The 20,749-nt window shown below is 56.1% G+C and carries 18 protein-coding genes; 15 read left to right on the top strand and 3 right to left on the bottom strand.

Annotation, left to right across the window (positions count from 1 at the left end):
* Nucleotides 1-510: 510 nt before the first annotated feature.
* The 3 genes from WNY61_RS13065 to WNY61_RS13055 are packed head-to-tail and all read left to right on the top strand — an operon-like array spanning nucleotide 511 to nucleotide 2,686.
* Nucleotides 511-1,152 (top strand): PEBP family protein, encoded by a 642-nt coding sequence (locus tag WNY61_RS13065; protein WP_342851868.1) that lies wholly within the window; start codon nucleotides 511-513, stop codon nucleotides 1,150-1,152.
* Between the two features lie 23 nt (nucleotides 1,153-1,175).
* Nucleotides 1,176-2,138: a YHYH protein gene (locus tag WNY61_RS13060; protein WP_342851867.1), complete on the top strand. Its 963-nt coding sequence runs from the start codon at nucleotides 1,176-1,178 to the stop codon at nucleotides 2,136-2,138.
* Nucleotides 2,135-2,686, top strand: a complete 552-nt coding sequence (locus WNY61_RS13055; protein WP_342851866.1) for a YbhB/YbcL family Raf kinase inhibitor-like protein — start codon at nucleotides 2,135-2,137, stop codon at nucleotides 2,684-2,686. Before WNY61_RS13060 ends, WNY61_RS13055 begins: the two co-directional genes overlap by 4 nt.
* Before the next feature lie 287 nt (nucleotides 2,687-2,973).
* Here WNY61_RS13055 and WNY61_RS13050 read toward each other — a convergent pair whose 3' ends face one another.
* A complete protein-coding gene (locus tag WNY61_RS13050) occupies nucleotides 2,974-3,747 on the bottom strand; it encodes an amidohydrolase family protein (RefSeq protein WP_342851865.1) in 774 nt (257 codons plus the stop codon).
* An 83-nt stretch (nucleotides 3,748-3,830) separates the two neighbouring features.
* Between WNY61_RS13050 and WNY61_RS13045 the strand changes: the two genes are divergently transcribed.
* The 9 genes from WNY61_RS13045 (at nucleotide 3,831) to WNY61_RS13005 (ending at nucleotide 14,210) form a co-directional block, all read left to right on the top strand.
* The gene (locus WNY61_RS13045; protein ID WP_342851864.1) at nucleotides 3,831-4,562 is read left to right on the top strand and encodes a GntR family transcriptional regulator; all 732 of its coding nucleotides are present in this window, start codon (nucleotides 3,831-3,833) and stop codon (nucleotides 4,560-4,562) included.
* A gap of 27 nt (nucleotides 4,563-4,589) precedes the next feature.
* Nucleotides 4,590-5,540, top strand: a complete 951-nt coding sequence (locus WNY61_RS13040) for a tripartite tricarboxylate transporter substrate binding protein (RefSeq protein WP_342851863.1) — start codon at nucleotides 4,590-4,592, stop codon at nucleotides 5,538-5,540.
* A gap of 3 nt (nucleotides 5,541-5,543) precedes the next feature.
* Nucleotides 5,544-5,993 (top strand): tripartite tricarboxylate transporter TctB family protein, encoded by a 450-nt coding sequence (locus WNY61_RS13035; RefSeq protein WP_342851862.1) that lies wholly within the window; start codon nucleotides 5,544-5,546, stop codon nucleotides 5,991-5,993.
* 1 nt (nucleotide 5,994) lies between these two features.
* Nucleotides 5,995-7,491, top strand: coding sequence for a tripartite tricarboxylate transporter permease (locus WNY61_RS13030; protein ID WP_342851861.1), 1,497 nt, complete (start codon nucleotides 5,995-5,997; stop codon nucleotides 7,489-7,491).
* Nucleotides 7,492-8,549: 1,058 nt separating this feature from the next.
* Nucleotides 8,550-9,239 carry a hypothetical protein gene (locus tag WNY61_RS13025; protein WP_342851860.1) on the top strand — a complete coding sequence of 230 codons (690 nt, stop codon included), beginning with the start codon at nucleotides 8,550-8,552 and terminating at the stop codon, nucleotides 9,237-9,239.
* Nucleotides 9,226-11,382: a hypothetical protein gene (locus WNY61_RS13020; RefSeq protein WP_342851859.1), complete on the top strand. Its 2,157-nt coding sequence runs from the start codon at nucleotides 9,226-9,228 to the stop codon at nucleotides 11,380-11,382. The genes WNY61_RS13025 and WNY61_RS13020 overlap by 14 nt, the downstream gene beginning before the upstream one ends.
* 3 nt (nucleotides 11,383-11,385) lie before the next feature.
* Entirely contained in the window at nucleotides 11,386-12,369 is a 984-nt protein-coding gene (locus tag WNY61_RS13015) for a TniB family NTP-binding protein (RefSeq protein WP_342851858.1), read from the top strand.
* On the top strand, nucleotides 12,366-13,613 hold the full coding sequence (locus WNY61_RS13010) for a TniQ family protein (RefSeq protein WP_342851857.1): 1,248 nt from the start codon (nucleotides 12,366-12,368) through the stop codon (nucleotides 13,611-13,613). Before WNY61_RS13015 ends, WNY61_RS13010 begins: the two co-directional genes overlap by 4 nt.
* A 144-nt stretch (nucleotides 13,614-13,757) precedes the next feature.
* Nucleotides 13,758-14,210 (top strand): hypothetical protein, encoded by a 453-nt coding sequence (locus WNY61_RS13005; RefSeq protein WP_342851856.1) that lies wholly within the window; start codon nucleotides 13,758-13,760, stop codon nucleotides 14,208-14,210.
* Between the two features lie 709 nt (nucleotides 14,211-14,919).
* Here the strand turns inward: WNY61_RS13005 and WNY61_RS13000 are convergent.
* Complete coding sequence (locus tag WNY61_RS13000) at nucleotides 14,920-16,761, bottom strand: TniQ family protein (protein WP_342851855.1); 1,842 nt, start codon at nucleotides 16,759-16,761, stop codon at nucleotides 14,920-14,922.
* Between the two features lie 571 nt (nucleotides 16,762-17,332).
* Here WNY61_RS13000 and WNY61_RS12995 point away from each other — a divergent pair.
* Nucleotides 17,333-17,980: a glutathione S-transferase family protein gene (locus tag WNY61_RS12995; RefSeq protein WP_342851854.1), complete on the top strand. Its 648-nt coding sequence runs from the start codon at nucleotides 17,333-17,335 to the stop codon at nucleotides 17,978-17,980.
* A 173-nt stretch (nucleotides 17,981-18,153) separates the two neighbouring features.
* Here WNY61_RS12995 and WNY61_RS12990 read toward each other — a convergent pair whose 3' ends face one another.
* Nucleotides 18,154-18,780: a LysE family translocator gene (locus WNY61_RS12990; protein WP_342851853.1), complete on the bottom strand. Its 627-nt coding sequence runs from the start codon at nucleotides 18,778-18,780 to the stop codon at nucleotides 18,154-18,156.
* A gap of 364 nt (nucleotides 18,781-19,144) precedes the next feature.
* On the opposite strand from WNY61_RS12990, the gene WNY61_RS12985 reads away from it, so the two are divergent.
* Nucleotides 19,145-19,549 carry a MerR family transcriptional regulator gene (locus tag WNY61_RS12985; protein ID WP_342851852.1) on the top strand — a complete coding sequence of 135 codons (405 nt, stop codon included), beginning with the start codon at nucleotides 19,145-19,147 and terminating at the stop codon, nucleotides 19,547-19,549.
* A gap of 64 nt (nucleotides 19,550-19,613) precedes the next feature.
* Nucleotides 19,614-20,749: MFS transporter (locus WNY61_RS12980; RefSeq protein ID WP_342851851.1), on the top strand; the 1,136-nt coding region annotated here is incomplete at its 3' end.

Below are 20,749 nucleotides of genomic sequence, written 5' to 3'. Positions count from 1 at the left end.
GCTCATTCAACTGCGGATGTTCTACAAACCCTCCTCGGCATACCCGCATAAAGCCCAGTTATCTGCTGCCACGAACTTCGTTCATAACTGAATCGGTCATCAATAGACTTTGCCTTCACCTCAATGGCAGAAATTAACTGCGCTGCAGGAATTCGGTAGAGGGCTCACTCTGGAAGTTTGCCGCACCACACCCCAAAATTCGCACTGCGGACAAAGCCGCCTTTAGGATTCGCGATACCAATGGCGGCTTTAGTTCGGCTTTAACCCCCGAAAAAAGTTTAAAGCGGTGGAAAACCGAATTTCCGTTGCAGGAGATCGACCGATGGTTCCAACACTCCTGTTTGTTATTTAGCATCGTCCTCCTGTCCACCAAGGCGACAAGTGGGGTGACGCATCATCTGACGATGGGACTCTGTTGCGAAAAGATCGCCTTAATGCGTCGGAAATTCACACCTGCTGCGTATAATCTACCAAAACGTGTAACCGCGTTAATTGTAAGAGGATCACCCCATGAAACGTCATCTCGCAGCACTCCTGATGTGCTCCACGATCGCCACCACCGCCACTGCTGAAACATTTTCCGCCGATGTATGGGCCGACAACTGGTTCGAGATGCGCGTGGATGGCGTGCAGGTGGCCGAGGACAGCGTGCCGATCACAACCGAACGCTCCTTTAACGCCGAAAGCTTCGAATTTGAGGCAGAGCGCCCCTTCACCATCGGCGTTGTCGCCAAGGATTTTAAAGAAAACAACACAGGTCTGGAATATATCGGCACCAACCGTCAGCAGATGGGCGACGGCGGGATCATCTTCCAGATCCGCAATGCCGCTGGCGAAACCGTCGCTGTCAGCGATGCGGGCTGGGCGTGTGAGGTGATCCATACCGCACCGTTCGACAAATCCTGCGAAAGCGAGAGTAATCCCGTCGTCGGTGAGGGTGCCTGTGGGTTTGAAGCATCCGACGAGCCAGAGGGTTGGGACACCGCAGAATTCGACGCCTCTGATTGGCTCGCCGCCAGCGTATTTTCTGCACAGGATGTCAGCCCGAAAGATGGTTACGACGACATCACATGGGACGACACCGCAAAGCTGATCTGGGGCCCCGATCTTGAACAAAGCAACACGGTTTTGTGCCGCCTGACCGTCAATTAATTGCCAGACTGAAAGACATCCCCATGAACAGACTTATCAAATGCACCGCAGCACCACTGTTGCTGGTTGTCGCGACGCCTGTGTTTGCCCACGAAGACCACTGCGCCGCTGTGACGGCCTCCGTTGAAGATGCCGGATTTTCCGACAGCGTCACGGTAACCTGCACAGACGATCACGCGACGCTGACGTCTGACACCTTCCCCGATCATGAATTGATGACAGGGATCGTTGGTACTAATGAACAAATCCCAGTGCCGGCTGAATACGGCGCGCCGATCATCCTGGCCCCGGAATTTAGCGGCACGCCCCTGACGCGGGATGCCGCCCTTGGCGTGGCGGTGAACGGTGTGCCAATCTATGACTACACTGGCGGCGGCGAGATGAGCGAGGCCGATCTGGCCCACCACCAAGCACAACATGACACGTTGCAAACCGGCCAGCTGGACGTCTGCGGTGGCCATGCAGGGCGCGGGGATGATTACCATTACCACGTCGCGCCGACCTGCATGATGGATGCGATGAACAACGCGGGCGAAGACGATGCCATCATCGGCTGGGCTTTTGACGGCTTCCCGATTTACGGCGACAACAATCCCGACGGAACCATCATCGCAGAGGGCGCGCTTGACGTGTGTAACGGGCAGCCAGGCGATGATTTTGGCTATCGCTATCACACATCCAAAGACGCGCCCTATATCGTGCAGTGCCTCATGGGTGTGGTCACCGATTTTGAAAAATTGCCGCGCGTTCGCCCGATGACGGCGGTGTCCGGCGACGGAGCAGAACCGGGTCGCCCCCCACAGGGCGGCGTTGACGATCTGGTCATGACGCGAAACGAGGATGGCTCCGCGAGCATGGATTACAGCTATCAAGGGCAGGACTATTACATCCGCTACGCGCCGTCCGGCACTGAAAATTGCTATGACTACACCACCAGCACAGTCACCAACGGTGGCGATGTCATGGCAGGTGAGTTCTGCCGATGACCTCTAATATCCGCACTCTTGCGATCACGCTTGCCTGTTTCGCCATTGGCGGCATTGCCAACGCGCAAGGCGACTTTACGCTCACCAGCCCCACCATCAATGATGGTGGGGACCTGCCATTGGATTTTAAATGCACCCGTGACGGGGGCGCGGCCCTCACGCCAGGATTGCAGTGGTCCGATGCACCCATCGGCACCGAAAGTTTCGCCGTGATCATGCACCATTATCCCCAGAACACGACCGAAGGCGTTGATGACCCAAGCCAATACTGGCTGCTGTGGGATATTCCGGCCACGACGACCGATCTGCCCGCGGGTAACCCGAACTCCGTTGGCCATGAAGGAGCGGATAAAGACCGCAACATAACGGGCTACACCCCCCCATGCTCCCCACCCGGCGCGCGCCATGAATATATGATCACGGTCTTTGCGCTCGATGCGGTGCCCGAACTGCCAAAACAAGACGACATTTCGATCAACTGGGCCGAAATGTCCGACGCAATCGACGAACACATCATCGCTTCGTCGTCGATTTCATTCTGGAATTGACCCATCATTTTGCAGGGTCGGCTTTAGCCCGAAATTTCGAGTTCCTGTTTGAAGTTCGCGCCAGACCGGACATTGATGCGCGCCGCAGCATTGTTCACTCTGGGCTTCAAGCGGACCTTTGCCGCGCTCACCACGAAGGGCCGCTAAGGGCCGATAGCGAATACATGCATCGCGGTGGGGGCCCCCGAGTTGGCTCGCGCCGGCCGCTGTAATCTCCGGGCTGCATTTTAACTGGGCGCATATAGATTCCGGCGCAGCAGATGGGTTGGGCCGATCCCGCTTAGAATTCAGCGTATTCCATACAGCCTTCTCGCTGCGGTTCTGCTCGATAGGTTGCGCCACTCTTTGTTGCGGGACCAGACGTCGGCATAGCCAGTGTGGTCCTCGTGCTGGGTATGCGGCCAATCACTGCCCCAGACAACGTGACTGTCGGGCAGTACACCCAGTAGTTCGCTGGCATGGAACGTGATGTCGAATGGGATGCGGTAGTGCGCGGCGAACTTGAAATACAGCGCGCTTCGGTCATACATCTCGGCAACCGCTCGGATCATCGGATCGTTGTGCGGGTCCGGGTCAGACGGTAGACCGAAATGGTCGATCACCAGGTTTACCCCCTGGTCTGCGAGCGCAGGAAGGACCGGTGCGAGGCGCGGGCCTTCAAGGTGAAGCTCGAGGTGCAGGTTCCGGTCTCTCAATTTTGCCAAAAATCGCTGTGTTGGGGGCGCGTTTAGGTGGGGGATTACCGCGCCACGGACGAGATTCCAGCGAACCCCGCGCATTCCAGCGTGCGCGAGGCGGTCCAGTTCCTCGTCGGATACGTCCATGGGGACAACACCAACTCCCGCGAAGCGCGAACGGTCCAATTTTGAAAGTGCTGCGCACATCTCCGAATTGTCGGTTCCAAGGAAGCTGACCTGCACGATGACGCCGCCTTGTAGCTTATGTGTTTCCTGATGGCCCAGCCAATCCGCCAATGGCGCCGGTCGGGCAGGGACGTACCGCGCCCCGTCGACGGCAGTGGTCGTTTCATACACATGCGCATGGCAGTCGAACTGGATCATAATGTGCTCCTTGGCTAATTCATATATATGACCAGTTGACTGAATGGGTCAATATCCATTAAGCTATTCTTGGGAGGACGACAATGAGCACCAGATTCGCTATAGCTGACGCACGGTTGCCAGCCTATGCGCGGTTGCGCGACACCTTGACGGCGCGCATTGCTGCGGGCGACTGGACGCCCGACCAGCCGATCCCTTCGGAGGCGCGTCTGGCGCGAGAATTCGACGTCTCTGTAGGCACGGTGCGCAAGGCGGTAGACGGACTGGTGGGAGAGGGCCTTCTGGAGCGGCGCCAAGGGTCGGGTACCTACGTGCGTGCGCCGTCCTTTAATGCCACCCTGTTCCGCTTCTTCCCAATGCGTGAGGGCAACGGTGAGCCGATGACAATCCCGCAGAGCAAAATGATCAAGCGCAGCTTAGCAGAAGCGTCCGCAGAGGCTGCCGGGGCGCTTGGCACAAAGGATGTGATAAAGATTGTGCGTCTGCGCAGCTTGGCCGATCAGCCGGTACTGTTCGAAGAGATCTACATTCCCAAAGCGCGGTTTTCTGGCTTCGAAGCCCTGCCGGACACCGCTTTCGGACCGCTGCTTTATCCTACCTATTTCGAGCATTTCGGCGTGCTGGTGAAACGCGCGACAGACGAAGTGTCGTTCGGGCGTGCCTCCGACGCAGTGGCGCAACAACTGCGCATCCGTACGAATGATCCTCTGGCAATAATATGTCGCACAGCCTTCGACATCGAGGGCAAGCCCGTCGAATGGCGCATCGCCAGCGGAAATGCCGAGGGCTTCCGCTATCGCAGCGAAATCAATTGACGACTTCAATTTCAAGGGAGAGAGACCATGATGATTAAGACAACTTTGCTCGGACTGTCCGCCGCCGCGGCGCTGGCCGCCCCCGCACTGGCAGAATACCCAGAACGTGCCATTGAACTGACCATACCAGCCGGCGCCGGCGGGGGCACCGACACCAGCGCCCGTAAATTGGCGATCCTTTTGGAGGAAAAGCTCGGTACCTCGATCGCGATCCTGAACGTGGGCGGCGGCGGCGGATCGGTCGGGGCCTCGCAGTTCATGCAGGCCAAGCCGGACGGCTATTCGCTGTTTGCCACTTGGAACAGCCCCCTGACCACCGTGCCGCAGGTTCAGAACGTGGCCTATTCGCTCGACAGCTTCACGCCCATCGCCTCGACCTCGGAGACCGCCTATACGCTCTGCGTGAAGTCCGATTTCCCGGCCACCACGGGCGAGGAATTCCTCGCCGAACTGGAGGCCAACCCGGGCAAGTACACCTATGGCAATGACGGCATCGGCGGCACCATGCAGCTGGCGGCCGAGCGGATTTTCCAGGCAAAGGGGATCGACGCCATCGCCATCCCCTTCGGCGGCGCAGGCGAGACGTTGCAGAACTTCCTCGGCGGTCACGTGGACATCTACGGCGGCTCGATCTCAACCGTTCTTCCTTACGTCGAGAACGGTGAGGCCAAATGTCCGCTGGTGACGTCCGCCGCCGACGTGCCGGCCCTGACGGGTGCCTCTGGGCTCGAGGCGCTGGGGCTTGGCGACAAGGAAACGCTTCTGTGGCGTACCATTCTCGGGCCGAAAGGTCTCGATCAGGCCATCATCGACAAGCTGGCCAACGTGATTGACGAGGCGGTCAACGACCCGTCCTATGTCGAGTTCCTGGCCACAAAGGGCGAAGTGCCCAACGTGGTCAAGGGCGAAGAGCTGAGCGCACGGCTGCAGGCCGAATACGACGCGCTGGCCGAAGTCTCCAAGAACCTCGGGCTCTGAGCCATGGAGAAGCGTCAGGATATCGTGCTCGGTCTGCTCTTTGCCGGCCTCGGCATTGCCGCGGCCTGGAAGGCGACCGATTACACCGGGGCCAGCGGGAATTACCCGATGGTGCTCGGCCTGATCCTGGCGCTTCTTGGCGGAGCCGTGACGGTCAAGGCCCTCCGCTCAGGCCGTAACGAGCCGCGGGCGCTGATAAGCGCGCCCACGCAAATGTTCATCGCGGCGGTACTCTCGACGATCTACGTGGCGTTGGTTGTGCCATTGGGCTTTTACACCGCGTCCTTTCTTTTAATGCTGGCCCTGCCGGTGGCACTTGGTTTTCGGCAGGGGATCTATGCGCTGATCGTGGCGCTGGTGTTCATGATCCTGATTTACCTCGTCTTCTCATTGCTGTTGGAAAAGCCGCTACCGCGTGAAGCCCTCCTATTCATCTTCGCACCCGGAGCCTGATATGGAATTTTACACCAATGCATTGGCCCAAGTTCTGACCTTCGGACCGCTGACAGCAATGATCGGTGCCACGCTGCTGGGCGTATTTATCGGCGCTCTGCCGGGGCTTAACCCGGTGATGGCTATCGCGCTCCTGTTGCCCCTGACCTATTCGATGGATCCGCTGGTGGCACTGGCCATGGTAGCAGGCATCTACAACGGCTCGATGTACGGCGGCGCAATCCCGGCGATCCTGCTGCGCATTCCCGGCACTCCGGCCTCAATCGCCACCACCTTTGACGGCTTCCCGATGGCCGACAAAGGCGAGGCCGCGAAAGCGCTGAAGATTGCTTGTTGGTCCTCCGCTGTTGGGGGCATCGCCAGCGCGATCGCTTTGATGACCGTCGGACCACTATTGGCAAGAGTAACCTTATACTTCGGCCCCGCCGAATATTTCTGGATCGCGATCTTCGGCATGGCATCAGTCGGCGTCATGGTCGGTTCCGACCCGGTCAAGGGGATCATGGCTGCCGTGCTCGGTCTGCTGATCGGCACGATGGGGATCGACAACCTTTCAGGCCAAGCGCGGTTTACCTTCGGCCAAACCTGGCTTTTGGGTGGGCTCGACCTGATCGTGGTGCTGGTGGGGCTTTATGCTCTGCCGCCGGTCCTGCAATTGGCTGAAAAGGCCGACCTCAAGGGGCTATCTGCCGCGCAACTTAAGCTGACCGATGTGCCTTTCAAACCCGGCGAACGCCGTGCATTGATCCCGACTTGGCTGCGCTCCTCGGGCATCGGCATAGGTGTCGGCATCCTGCCAGGCGCGGGCGGCAACATCGCGGCCTTTCTCAGCTACAACGCCGCCAAGAACGCCTCGGACAATCCGTCGAGTTTCGGCAAAGGTAACCCGCAGGGCGTAGCCGCGGCGGAATGTGGCAACAACGCCGACAACGCCGCGTCGATGATCCCGGCGCTGGCGCTCGGCATCCCCGGCAACGTTGTCGCGGCGCTGGTGCTGAGCGCGTTGACCATCCATGGGCTGCAACCCGGCCCGCAACTGTTCCACCAGAACCCGGTGCTGGTCGGCGGTTTCATGATGGAGATGCTCCTAACTTCGGTCTTGATCTTCGCTCTCGGAGGGGCCGTCGCCACTCGCGTCTTTGCCCAGTTCCAGCGGCTGCCTGGGGTGCTTCTGGTACCGTCAATCCTCATCCTGATGTGCGTGGGCGTCTATGTTATCAACGGCCGCCCTGTCGACCTCTGGGTGATGCTCGCCGCAGGCCTCGTGGGGTATTTCCTGGAGAAGGTGAACGTTCCGCTGGCACCGATTATCCTTGGTATGATCTTAGGCCCGATGGCCGAACAAAGCGTCCGGCGCGCCCTGCTGATCAGCCGTGGCGACGTCACCGACCTGCTGACTCGCCCGATCTCTGCGACGCTCGCCATCGCCACTCTCCTCGTGATCGTCTGGCCCATCGCTAAAGTCATGCGGCGTCGGCGTGACGCGCGAGAGGCTTGAGTCGCGGGATTTTTGCTCTGATAAATCGAACGCACTGATCTTCGGCCGCGTGATACCGGAAGGAGCCACGCGGGTTCATAACCCTGCAGATGACTGCAGAGCCGCACTGCACCTATCCACCTCGGCGCCAATTGTCTTTTTAAGGTGGCTTGTTCTGCGCGTTCTCGCTGAGAAATGTTGCGGCTGCGTTGTGCGGCAAAAAAGACTCGGAAGCTGACTTTCGCCGCGCAAGTCACGAACGGCAGGTGTGGGCCGTGAGTGGCGGTCTTCACTGCGAGCCGAAAGTACCCCTTGCTGCATTTGGACCAGAGTCCACCCACGCAGATATTTCTCTCCTCCGCACCGGCGGCCGGTCTGACCAAAATTCAAAGTATCGACGGGCGAGCTACCTTCGTATCACTTTGGACGGCTCGGCCGAGACCATTCGAATCTTGTGATCAGTTCGAGCCTCCGTTCGAATCATTGTGATGCAAGTTTGTAGAGCGCCCCTAAAGCGAGAACACCACACAGGCCTTGAAGAATTGAAATAAAATGTGATCGAAAGGCCAGAATAATGGCATGTTTTTTTCGAGGTTCGTCAGAATGAATCGGATTTACAAAAAAAATTTCTTGTATTTAACCGCCCATTCTGGGGAACGTTTGAACAAACGGACACGCTAATATTCCCCAGAGAAAATTCTAACGAATCCATCGGTTTGCCTAACCCGTTTGGTCTAATGCATTTATACGAATCTGCTCGTTTTGGTGATTCGAATGGGGGTCTCAAAAAATGCTGTCAAGGGGGTTTGACCTGCCGAGAACTGATAACTTGTCAAACCTCACTTATTCTGGGATTCTCTCCGCCATTATTGAAAACAATACGGGACAAACAAAAAAACGCGTGAACTGCAGCAACAGTCCACGCGCTTATCCGAACCGCCGAAGGCGACTCTCTTGAACCGCCAGTGTGCCATTTTACACTGTCTCCCACAAGTTCCTTCGGCAACTCTATTGAATCAAAGGGCCCGAACGCCGCACTTAACCTGCGGCGAACGATCCCTCATGCCGAAAGAAAACCTATGGATACTCCAAACACGGTTGGCGACTTGAAGTTACCAGCCTTCTCAATTGCGGAGCGGCAACCCCCTGTTTCGTCACGAGGGCACGCGAATGGCCAACTCGCCGTTGGACGCCACGGTGAGCGACGCGGCCTCCACGTTGAATCCGATCTCGAGTTTAAATGGGCGAGCGTCTTAGATGCGGACCCTGTTGTTGTTTGCTTAAGAGAACAGGTGAGGGTCGAATGGGGCGACGGCTCTAAAACTCGAACGCATTTCTTTGATTTCGTCGCGACATTCATTTCGGGAAAATCGATTGCGATGATCGTGAAGCCATTGCGCCGAGCGACAAAGCCCAAATTCCAATCGGAAGTTCAGCTTATTGCGCGGTGCGCAGTGCAGTCTGGCTTCGTCGATGAAGTCCGCGTTTTGACTGAGGACGGCTTAGATGATACTCGCGTTCGAAATGCTCGTTTCTTGAGGAGTGTCCGCGAAGTTGATGTCGTTGCAGACACAAATGCTCGAGCAGTTGCCGCGCAGCTCTTGGGCTGTGTGAGCCTTGCTGATTTGACGGCGAAGATTGGATTGGGATGCCGTGGCTTTCGGGCTCTTGTTAGGCTTATCGGCGAAGGAGTGCTGAGCTGCAATACACATGAGTTGATCTGCCCTTCCACACTCGTTCAGAGAGGTAAAGGGTATGGGAAAGCATGAAAATTTTGCCCCGCGTGGAAAGGTTTACTTTGGAACATTCGACCGTGTCACCATTGGAGGAGTTGCATTTAATGTGTCGATGTCGAACTCAGAAGGCTACCTGCTCAAAACTGAAGACGCCGACGGTCTGACACAATTGTTTCCCTACCGCGATCTGTCAGCGCATAGCGAAGCGGGGAACATTAAAGTGGAAAGAGACTTCTACGCTCCTGCCGCGGCTGCGCTCAAAGGCCGACATACTGAGTTCGATTTAAGGCGGCTTCAAAAGAAACACCTTGAAAAAGTAGGGGTTCGGCTGAGCTACTCTTTTGCGGTGGAGGAACTCTACGGAAACGGTGAGCTCCAACTTACTTATGAATCGATCGGCAAGGCATTTCCTCAGCTTAAATCGAAAGCGAACGTGGCATTTCGAGACTTCATTCTGACGCATGTTAGCAATAAGAAGACTTACGGCGGAGGGACTTGCATCGGAATTGCTGATGCGAGTTCGACTTCTGTCTTAAAGTGGTTCAAAGCGTATCGTGATGGTGGAATTGCAGGCTTAGTCGACGGCAGGTGGAAATCTGGCCGAAAGGGGGGCCGGTTATGCCCTGAGACCGAAGCACTGCTGCAAAAGTGTGTAGCGGGTTACCTCCATCCAGACTCTCCGACTAAGCGTGCCGTGGTTGCCGATACTATTGAGATTTTCAGGCGCGAAAACCGCGTCCGAGAAAGAGCGAGGCAGTCGCAGCTACCTATTCCGTCAGGGAATACTATTCGTGCACGCCTCCGGGAGTTCACACCATTCGAAGTGACCTTGCATCGAAAAGGTGAGGACGCTGCGAGGAAGGAATTCTTTCCTGTCGGCAACGGGCTTCAACTCGGGCGTCTTCTCGAGCGGGTGGAAATGGACGGCTGGACCGTTGATTTGATGACAATCGCCAAGTCCACACGGCTATTGGAAAAATTGGCTCCAGAGCTTGTCCGGGAGATGGAGCTCGACGGTGGGAAGAAGCGCTGGCACTTGATCGGTGCAATCTGCTGCACGACCCGATGTTTGGTGGGTGTCACGTTGTCGAAGTCCGAAAACGTTTCGGCCGCGATCGACTGCTTGCAAATGATCATGCGCGATAAAGGGCATCATGCTGACGCGGTGGGCGCACTGTCGCCATGGCACATGCATGGCATTCCTGACGTGCTGGTAACTGACAATGGAAGCGCTTTCGCAAACTATCGATTTATTGCCGCTGCTAAATTTACTGCTCTTGACCTGATGCGCGCCCCGGCAGGATTGCCACAGCTCAGAGGCACGATGGAGCGCGTGCTTGAAACAACCTCGACTAATCTGGTGGGCCGGCTTTCAGGTCGCACGTTTTCCGACGTTGTCCAGCGTGGGGATTATCCTTCCGAAGCGAGAGCGGTGAATACCGTGGAAGACTTTGCAACAATGCTGGTGCGCTGGGTTGTGGATGTTTACCACAATACTCCGCATGAGGGATTGGGCGGCGAAACACCCTTTGAATGTTGGGAACGGCTTTCCAATCTTTATGGGGTTCGACCGCGACCTGACTTGCGAACCCAACGTATCGCGTTTGGCGTCGAACTCGAACGGAAGATCAATAAATCCGGCCTCACTGTCTTAGGCGTTTCTTACAGAAGCGAGCGGCTGGGAAGTCATTTCCGGCAAATGGGTTCGTGTTCTCTGCAAGTGCGTTGGTTGCCGGAAAACATCGGTGCGATCGAAGTGTCGCTCAATGATGAATGGGTGGCTGTGGAGGCGGTCTTGCCTGAGTTCCAGGGGCGGACTGCACGCGACTGGACCCTTTGCAGAAACCTGATCCGTCGGGGAGATCCAAATGCTCGCGAAATCGCCAGATCAGTCGTTGCCGCCGCTTTCGAGGAAATCGATCGCATGAACGCGGCGGCCGGCCAAAAAGCGGGCATCCTTTCGGAGCAGTGGACCAAGGATGGGATAGCGCGCTTCGAACAAGACCTGGGGATTGGTTTTTTTGCGGGAACGAGGAATGCCTCGCAGAAGACCGCTTCTCAATATGGAACCCTCATCGATGTCGGACCTCCAAGCGATCCAGGAATTGGGCGTCATAAGGCTGAACAGCTCGATGCCCTCTCCTCGGAGCCTAAAAAGAACGATTGGAAGTTTTGACCAATGACAACGCAAGCAAGCATCGTCACGTTGGCGTCAATTGAGCGAGCTATACAGCAGCTATCCGCAATTCATGTCGAGACGCAGCGCGATGACCAAACTCGAACAGCGTTCAACCGGTTGTTTTTCGGCGAAGGAACCGGTTTTGCCCCTCGGTTCTTTGCCGAAGGGCAAGAAACTCGGGGTGTCGCAATCGTAGGCGCGCCAGGCAGCGGTAAAACCGCACTCGTTAGTCATATTCTGTCCGGGCACCCTAACCTGCACTTTAAGGGTGAGCTCGGTGTCACGAAATGTCTTCAGGTTACTGTCCCCAGCCCAGCAACATTGAAAAGCGTTGGCCTGGAACTGCTCAAAGCACTGGGCTATCCGCAGGTATCCGAAAGAAGAGAACGGTGGGCGATTTGGGAAATGGTCAAGCACCGTCTCAGTGTTCTCGGAATAAAGGTGCTTTGGATCGACGAGGCGCACGATATTTATAACGCAGGAAATGTGCGAGAGAAGGAGGATCTGCTCAAGACACTCAAGTCTCTCATGCAAGGCCCCCAAGCGATCGTGGTGGTCCTGTGCGGCACAGAGCCTGTCGCCGAACTGTTGAGATCTGATCATCAAGTTGCGAGGCGTTTCTCACAAGTCCGGCTGCCGCCGATCTCGTTTGCAAGCGATGGCGACGGGTTAATGAATCTGATCAGGTCCTATGCCGACCGCGTTGAGCTTGGAGTCGAGATCGATCCAGACCTCACTCAATGCCTTCTGCATGCTGCCCGCGATCAGTTTGGCATGGCTATCGAGATCGCAATTGGCGCTATTGAAACGGCGCTAAGGTCTCATCGACCTTCGCTCACTCGGCAAGACTTCATCGACTATTGGTTTATGCAAGAGAGCTGTCCACTCGACGAGAATGTGTTCGCAACGGGAAACTATTCAGCGTGGGAAGATCGGGAGGTCCGTGGCAATAGAGACGCCTCAGGCAATGGGAGGCGGCGTTGAGTGGTATCCTTGTGCCGCAGGTTTCTCTGCAAGAAGATGAGAGCGCTGTTTCCTGGGCAATTCGCACTGCGCGACACCATGTCGACCTCAACCTTCCGGAGTTCCTCCACGATCTGCAGCTTCCGCTGCCAGATTTGCTCTCAGGTAAGCGGTCAGCAATGTCGACCCTTTCAGCTGTTACCGGGATTAATTGCGAAACACTGATCGCCCACCAACCTGAACGCTTGCAGGCCCGCCAATATGGGTTTCGTGGGCATAAGTTCTCAAGCAGTTTCTTGGGCGGAACTCGAACGGCCTATTGTCCTCGCTGTCTTCTTGAAGATGAGGGGCGGGGGGATGGACAGCGAATTGCGCGTTGGCTTTGGCTTTTTAAGGTGGTGAAGACGTGTGAAGTTCACGGCTGTGCCCTCCAATTCGCCGCTAAGACCGCGTGGTCTGATCAAATGCGCAATCTGCAGACCCTGGCTCCTGAAGCCCGAGATCTGCATCGGCTCGCGGATCAAAGTGAACAGCGATCGCCGTCCCCATTGCAGAACTACGTGCTTTGCCGGTTGCGAGGCAAACACACAGCGGAGCCATGGCTCAACAGTCAAGATATAGAGCAAGCGTTCCGAGTGTCGGAAATGGTCGGCGTTCTCGCGGGGTGGGGCTCAAAGCAGAAACTGGGCGGTTTCAATGACCGAGATTGGGAAGATGCGGGACGGTCGGGTTTTGCTGTTACCGCAGAAGGCGAACCAGGAATTCGGGCGGCCTTCTTCGACGTTCTTCGCAATATGGAACTTCGCCATGGGAGGGTTGGAGCTCACACCGTATTTGGGTTCTTCTACGAGTGGCTACAGTTCAACAAAACAGGGCGCGACCCGGGGCCGATCCGGACCATCTTGCGAGATTTCATTCTTGAGAACATGGCCGTATCGCCAGGAATGGATCTCCTTGGCGAGGAGGTCGTTAAAACGCGTCGTCACCATGCGCATTCCGTCGCGGTGAAATTCAATCTTCACCCCAAAACAGTTCATCGCGCGTTCGTCTCTCGAGGGCTGATCTCTTCCGAGGATCCCGATCGGATGACTGGTATGGACACCTGCGAGGCTGATGTAGCTGAAGAGTTGGCAGGAGAGCTTCAACGGGCGGTTCCTGTAGCGAAGTTGCCAGCTCGCATGAACGCTACACGACCCCAAGTAGACATGTTGCTTCGAGAGGGCTTCTTGAAGCCACTTGATGACGGCTCCCGCATCCTCACTTAGGTATTACGAGGCGTAGATGCCCGCGAGGTAGACCGGCTACTGGCACGCCTCACCAAGCGAGCAGTGTATGTCTCAAGAGCGACAGCGGGGCAGGTTCCAATACCCCAAGCGGCTCAAGAAGCGAAGAGATACTCAGGGGAGATCATGTGTTCCTTGCTTGCGGGTAACTTGCACAATGTTGAGATTGTCGAAGGCACGAAGGGCTATCTTGCGCTCCTGTTGGATCCCTCCGAAGTTCAATCGGTTCTGCCGCGTGATACTTCGCATTTGCCTCTGACCAAAAAGGCTGCGGCCGAGCAGCTGGGGGTGTCTCTGACCGCATTGGATCTTCTGCTCGGACTTAAAGGCAATACACCGTTAATCGAGTGGGTGGAGGATCGGCTCCCAGGGCCAATCAAGGTCCGAATTGAGCAGGCAGAAGTGAATAGTTTTAAGCGACAGTATGTGACACTTGGCGAACTGATCCAACGCGACGGAACCAACCATTGGGTTGTTACTGGCAAGCTCAGAGCTGCCGGGATCGACCCTGTTCAAGATCCAAAAGAGATAGGTGTCTATTTGTATGATCGATTGCGGGCCATCCCAGTTCCGCCTTAATAAATACCATAGGATCCAAAAGAAAAGCCGCGCTGATGCGCGGCTTTTTTCGTTCTTTCATCAGGGTGAGTTGCAACTTTATAGTGGTTGCAGTTGCAAGGTGCGTTCGCCTTTTATGGTAATGTCTTGCGTAAGTAATTGATACTACTTTGTCCGTCTTCGGGCGATTGCAGACTTTTGTTGGTTCTGACAGCAGTCCAAGGAGAAGCGTGCGCAGAGAAAACTTAAAAGCGTGCGCAAAACCTTGGAGGTGCTTGGGTTTCTACATCGCCTCAGTCACAAGCCGCTGAAAAAAATGGGAAAAAAGAGCCGCCTTCGCTCTTTTTCTTTTTTTCCGATGCAGTGAAGAGCGCTTAAAGGTCCGTCGGTATGTCTGAGCGCAGGTAGACATTCCCATACTCTTCCCCAAAGGGGGGAGAACGGGTTGACCGATTGGTGCCCTCACTTTGGAGGACAGCTTTTGCCAGCTCATGCCTAAGTACAGGGACATCGTGCGCGGAGTGAAATACCGTTCGTGGAAATACGCGGCATACTCATCGGTGATTTAGTACTGCAGGCAGTGAAACGAGAAGCGGGCGCACGATCCTCTAATAACGGTCCTGCTCGGCATCATACTTCGCAATTCAGCTGTACTGCCGAACCGGAATGGTTCGCTACGAAACTGTAAACAAGGAAGGCGGAGCATTCAGCCCCGCCCACCTCTTGGAGTTTATCCGCAGTCGTAACCGACTGCTGAGTCCACCTCCGCCCGGAGAAAGAGCTTTCCATAATCAATGCCATCAGGGCTGAACGGGTAAACGCCAGCGGCAGCAAGTAAGACGGACATCTGTTGCCAGGATCTTCCATGCGCTCTGGACATGGTCCGGTATGTGTAGAACTTCTCGTGGAACTGAACCGAGTCCAGCTCTGCGAAATACCGTTGCATGGCGCGGGTTCGGGGGTTCAGGATGGAGGTCGCCGTGGTATGTCCATTCGAGATAAGCCGGTTCAGAAATACCGGCTGCCCGATGCCCACGGTCTTTGCAAAAATCTCCAAAGACATGGCGGCCGGCCCATCATCTGAGAGAGCCGCCGAAACTTCGTCGTGATAGACGTAGATAGCCTTGTACCCATCGAAATCGGAATGATTCCCAACCCGTCGGACCCGGCCTTGCTGGATTGCCCTTACGATATCGCCAGTTCGGATCTTCAATCGTGCTGCAGATTTTGAGATGTGTTCCCAGCCGTGTTGAGCCTGTCGGAGAGGCTCGGCTCCGGCAAGCAGGCTGTCAATAAAGGCCTGCCCTTCCCGGGGATCCCAGATATTTTTCGTGGTGGTGTCTGCCAACTTCGGAGCAAGGACACCATCCTCTGAGAGCCGGTCGAACTGAGATCGTGACATGCCGAGACCTTCGGCAAAGGCCTTTGCTGGCAGCAGGGTCGTCAGTGAATCGAGCAGGGGCGCGGCAGCGTCCGCGTCGAACACTGCCCAAGCGTCGGGACGGGCGTCAATCAGGATCCCAGCGCTCTCGAGCATCTTCCGCATACGGCGTGGGTCGATCCCCGTTTCCCGGGAGGCCGAACGCACCGAATGTAACCGTCGCCTTTCCACCGGTTCCCCGAGCAGATCATCTCCGGCGTTGAGAGGCCAAGTTTCAAGCAGGTGATCCCGCAGGATGGCACGGAAGGGAGCATATTCAGGGACATCAGCGTAGTCTCGGGACAAACGGTCATATAGAACCGGATAAATTGCCTTTGGCCCCTGATGTGGATCTCCGGGTCGGTCCTGCAAGCGTTGCAAGGCGGTCGTGATAGACTTTGGACCATGCCGGGAGATCTCATATCCCATTTGTAGTAGCGCCCAGCGATCCTCCGGGTTGACGTCCGATGGCGCTGTGGTCTCATGACGCATGCGGGCACTTCCCAGTAAAAAACAGAAGGTGGAGGCTGCGTGCAGAGGATGCAGATCTAACCAGCCGTTTCCTGGCCCATTAACAAGCCTGGCTTCCAGCCACTTGTCGAAGTCCGTCAGTTCACGAATCTCGCGGTCAAACTCACCGGCAACAATGGCTGGCGCGATAGACCGGAATTGCGTCACGGTGTCATATCGCGCGAAGGGCTGGGTCTCCCGCCAGAGCGGGACAAGAGGGTGCTCATGCGCAAGGCAGATAGTCACGTGCGGAACCAGCCAGTGCCCGCGGATTGCCATCGAATGCTCTGGTGAACGTTCCGATGCACTGGCGTCCTGTTTCAGACAGATGGGACATCCCCGGATTTCAGGGCTGCGGATGGTTTTTGCAGGATAGATTTCGCCGCAAAGTTCATGGCGACGACCTTCAAGTTTTGTTCCCGACCAGTGTTGCAGGCACTCGTGATCAGTCCCGCCCAACAAGGCTAGTATCCTGATCATATCTTGTTCACCGTTCAGAATGCGCTGGAAGGGAATACCCAGTTCAAAGCCGAATTCCCGTAAGTCCACTTTATTTGCTGCCGCCAGCCTAGACATGTGGGAGAACGCGGTTTCCCGCGGGACGGAGGCTGTCCTGAGAGGAAGGGGCGCGACATTGATCATGAGTTGCTCTTATTGTTCGTTTCATCACCCAGTTATGCCACGTTTAGTCAACTGCAAGCTAATACCCTGTTTCAACGGCCGTCTTTCGTACAGCCGGATCCATAGCATCAACAATCAAGCTTCATTGGGGCTTTGTCAGTCGCATCCGAATGAGATCAAACCTCTCTACGTGAGATGGCCCAGGAACGGAGCGCAACGCGATGTCAACGTAGTCTCTGCCTCAAGTGACCAACACGAACGGCCCTCAGCGGACCTTCATGCTCGGCGCGGCGAATGACCGGTCAGAGCCCACTTTGACTCATGCTGCACGCTGCACGAATGTCCGCTGTTGTGAGGCTTTCAAAAACCTCCAATAACCACTTAGGTTTTGAACGGGGTTTTTGGCAGCGTCATATCGGATGATTATCACACGCTCCAAAAAGGAGCGTTTTTGGAAGGCCCTAAGGTCAGCTGTGCGGGACTTTACTGCCGCAGAAACCTTCGCTCCGGACGTCTGTTTTGAAAAGTGGATCTGTATGAAGCATCTATGGATACAGCCTTCCTGATTGACGAAAATATGGTAATTTAAGCTATGGCCAAATCAGTTCTGCTTCGCGGTTATCGCTATAGTGTCTACAATCGCATTGCGCGCGTGGCGCTGCACGAGAAGGATGTTGCCTACGATATTGAGGAGGTCGATCCCGTCGCGTCCAGTATCCCCAATGACTTTCTGGAACGGCAACCGTTTGGCCATGTGCCAGTCCTGAGCCACGGCACGTTCGATGTCTACGAGACGTCTGCGATCATTCGCTATGTAGACGTGGCTTTTGATGGGCCGTGCCTCGTGCCAAGCGCACCAGGACCTTTGGCCCGTGCCGCACAGGTCGTTTCTATCCTCGACAGCTATGGCTATCGCCCGATGGTCAGGCAGGTCTTTGCCCACAGAGTCTTTCGACCCGCATTAGGCGAGCGGGTCGATGAAGCCGAGGTGCTGGCAGGACTTGAAGCATCCGGGACGGTCTTGGCCGCGTTAAATACGATTGCGGCAGAGCGGCTGGTCCTTGATGGTCGCACCCTAACCATCGCAGATTGCCATCTCGCGCCGATGATTGCGTATTTCGCCCAAGCGCCGGAAGGCGCAGAAGCATTAAGCAATCAATCAGCTCTTTTCGAATGGTGGGAAAACGTATCGCAGCAACCAAGCATTCAGATGACCGATCCCGGTCTTCCATCAAGTTGAAATGTTTTTTCCGAAACCAATTGCTGCCCTTCAGGAACGCCTGATTTGCGGAACTATATCGGCAAAACCGGAGCAATTTTTTCCGAAGTCGCATCCAAGAATGAGAAGATCGAGTATCAACCGTTTGTTGAACGGCCCTGAAGGTCCTATGTGCGGGACCGAGCAAACAGTGATCAGCGCTGTTGGAATGCAAGTCGGATACCAAGTGCGCAATACAGGGTGCCCACCACTTTTCCTTGCCATCGCTGGATGGCCGGGTTGCTGTGCAAGGTTGCTCCAACAATGCCTGCGCCGACCGCTACTAAGAGCGTGGCAGCAGTCCCCACCACCACGAACAGCAGGCCAAGCACCAAGAGCTGCAGGGCTACATTTCCCTGAACGGGGGCAACAAACTGCGGCAGGAACGCTAAAAAGAACATGGCTGATTTCGGGTTCAGCACCTCAGCAAGACATGCCTGACGAAATGCTTTGCGTGGAGTGATCAGCGGCAAATCTGGCTGGCCCTGAAGAGGAGTCCGCTCGAAGATGCTATGGAGCCCGATGTAGATCAGATATCCAGCACCCAGCAACTTCACTGCCAGAAAAGCATGGGCAGACGCCATGACGATGGCCGACACCCCTATAACGGCCAGCAGAGTGTGGATTACATCTCCCAAGCCAATGCCGAAGCTCGTAGCTATTCCCGCTCGAGTCCCCGAGGTTGAGGCACGTGCCAAAGTCAGCAGGATCGACGGCCCCGGAAAGAAGACGAAGCCGACCAGCACTGCAAGGTAAGTCAGAAGCACAGTCATTTCGGGCATCGCCATCTCCTTTTTCACGCTTTGCAGATGCTAAGGGTTGGGGCAACCGTCCGTAAAGACCCGCTCCAGACATTCGCAGCATGTGCCAAAACTCGACCGTTTTCGGAAAGGGTTACCAAACCGGACATTGACGCACGCTGCGAGTCGCGCCGATGTCTGCTATAATGAGCAGAACCAATAGACTTCAACAACCACTTAGGTTTTGAACGGGATTTTCTGGGAGCCAAAAACTGAGCCCTTTTCGACCGTTCCAAAAACGAGCGTTTAGCCAAATACGATGCAGTCCATTGCTCACGGCGCAACCCTTGATTTCCGTCAACAAAGCACATATCTACACTTGACGTAAGGTTTAGAAGGTTGTGCGATGAGCGTTGACAATATGAAAATCGGAGACCTGGCTCGTAGAGCAGGGGTGAGTCAAAGAACCATCCACTACTACGAACGGCTCGGGTTGATTTCTCCGGTTGCGCGGGAAGGCGCATCGCATCGGCTTTATGAAGAAGAAGCATTCGCGCGGCTGGAAAAAATTGCGGCACTGAAGCGCCTCGGGTTGTCTCTCGAAGAGATACAGCAGGTGATCGACATGTATTTTGCTGATGCCGACACGCATCTACAAGGCAAGCAAAAGGTCATCGACATCCTGAAAGGGCAATTGAGCAAGGTCGATGTGCAACTCGGCGAGTTGTCGGAGTTTCGCCGGGATCTGATCCAGAACATCCAGCACATGGAACATCTATACGACGACGCGGTGCCCGACAAACGAGCCTGACGACTGTCGCAAATCTGCGCCGTGGTCCGACTTAAATCTACACTTAACGTAAGAAGGAAATAATATGTTACCCCGACATGTTCCAATTACAATGCTGCTCATGTTCACCGCGCTGATCGTGGTCGGGCAGCTCTATCTCACAATCCCGCTCACCAATGAAATAGCGGCGTTGTTTGCCGTCGAGCCTACAGCCGCCACGTGGGCGGCTACGGCGTTTGGTTTCGCTTATGCCATAGGCTTCCTGATTTGGGGTCCGCTTTCAGATAGGTTTGGGCGGCGGACCATTCTGGTGGGCGGGCTGGTCGCCATGACGGCAGTGACGGCCTTGCTTGGCCTTTCAGAAAGCTTCCCGATGTTCATGGCTGGCCGTGCCGCGCAAGGGTTTGTCGCAGCGAGCTTCCCTCCTGTGGCTCTGTCCATTGTGAACGAGGCCTTGCCCCCGTCCCGGCGTCCCCTTGGCGTCTCCCTCATCAGCTTTTCTTTCCTCGCAGCCGCGCCACTGGCACAATTCGCAGCTGTCGGTGTGCCAGTCTCGCCGACAGCCTTCATGCTCGGCATCGCGCCTCTCTATCTGGTCATGGCGGCGGGGCTGTTCCTCGTTCTTCCGGCAAAAAACGCCATGCCAGTCACGTCGCCTCAAGGTAGGCCGCAGGACCGCCATGACGGCACGCTGTTCGGTAACCCGGTCGCCATCGCCGGTTGGGGTGCGGCTCTGACGGTCCTTTTCGGCTTCGTGATCTTTCAAGCCGGAACAACAATGGGAATCGGAACTGACTTTGACCCACAGATCGTTCGTCTTATAGGGCTGCCACCGCTTGCGCTAAGCCTGTTCGCTGCACCAATCTCAAAACGCTTCGGTGCGCCGGTGACGGCACGAACCGGCTTGATCCTCAGCGCCACCGGTCTCGCAATATCGGCCATTGGCGGCAACATGATCGCGCTTGGAGCCATTTGCGTCTCCGGAGGCGTCGGCCTCGCCGTGCCCGGCCTGATCGCCACCTTGTCCAGTGCGGCGTCCGATTCCAATCGCGGTCTGACACTCTCGCTCTACACATTTTCACTGTTCGTCGGGGCCAGTTTGGCCTCGCCAGTCGCTGCGGCGCTTGCTCCGGCAGGAGCGGCATTGCTTTACGGTTTGCCTGCCCTGTTGCTCTTGATCACAGCGGGTGGGCTCACCTTCTCTTTCGGTCGCGGCACGCC

Source organism: Sulfitobacter sp. AS92, from assembly GCF_038900015.1.
GTDB lineage: Bacteria > Pseudomonadota > Alphaproteobacteria > Rhodobacterales > Rhodobacteraceae > Sulfitobacter.
Note: the sequence above shows the minus strand (reverse complement) of the source record. Positions and strands in the feature narration are given on the sequence as shown.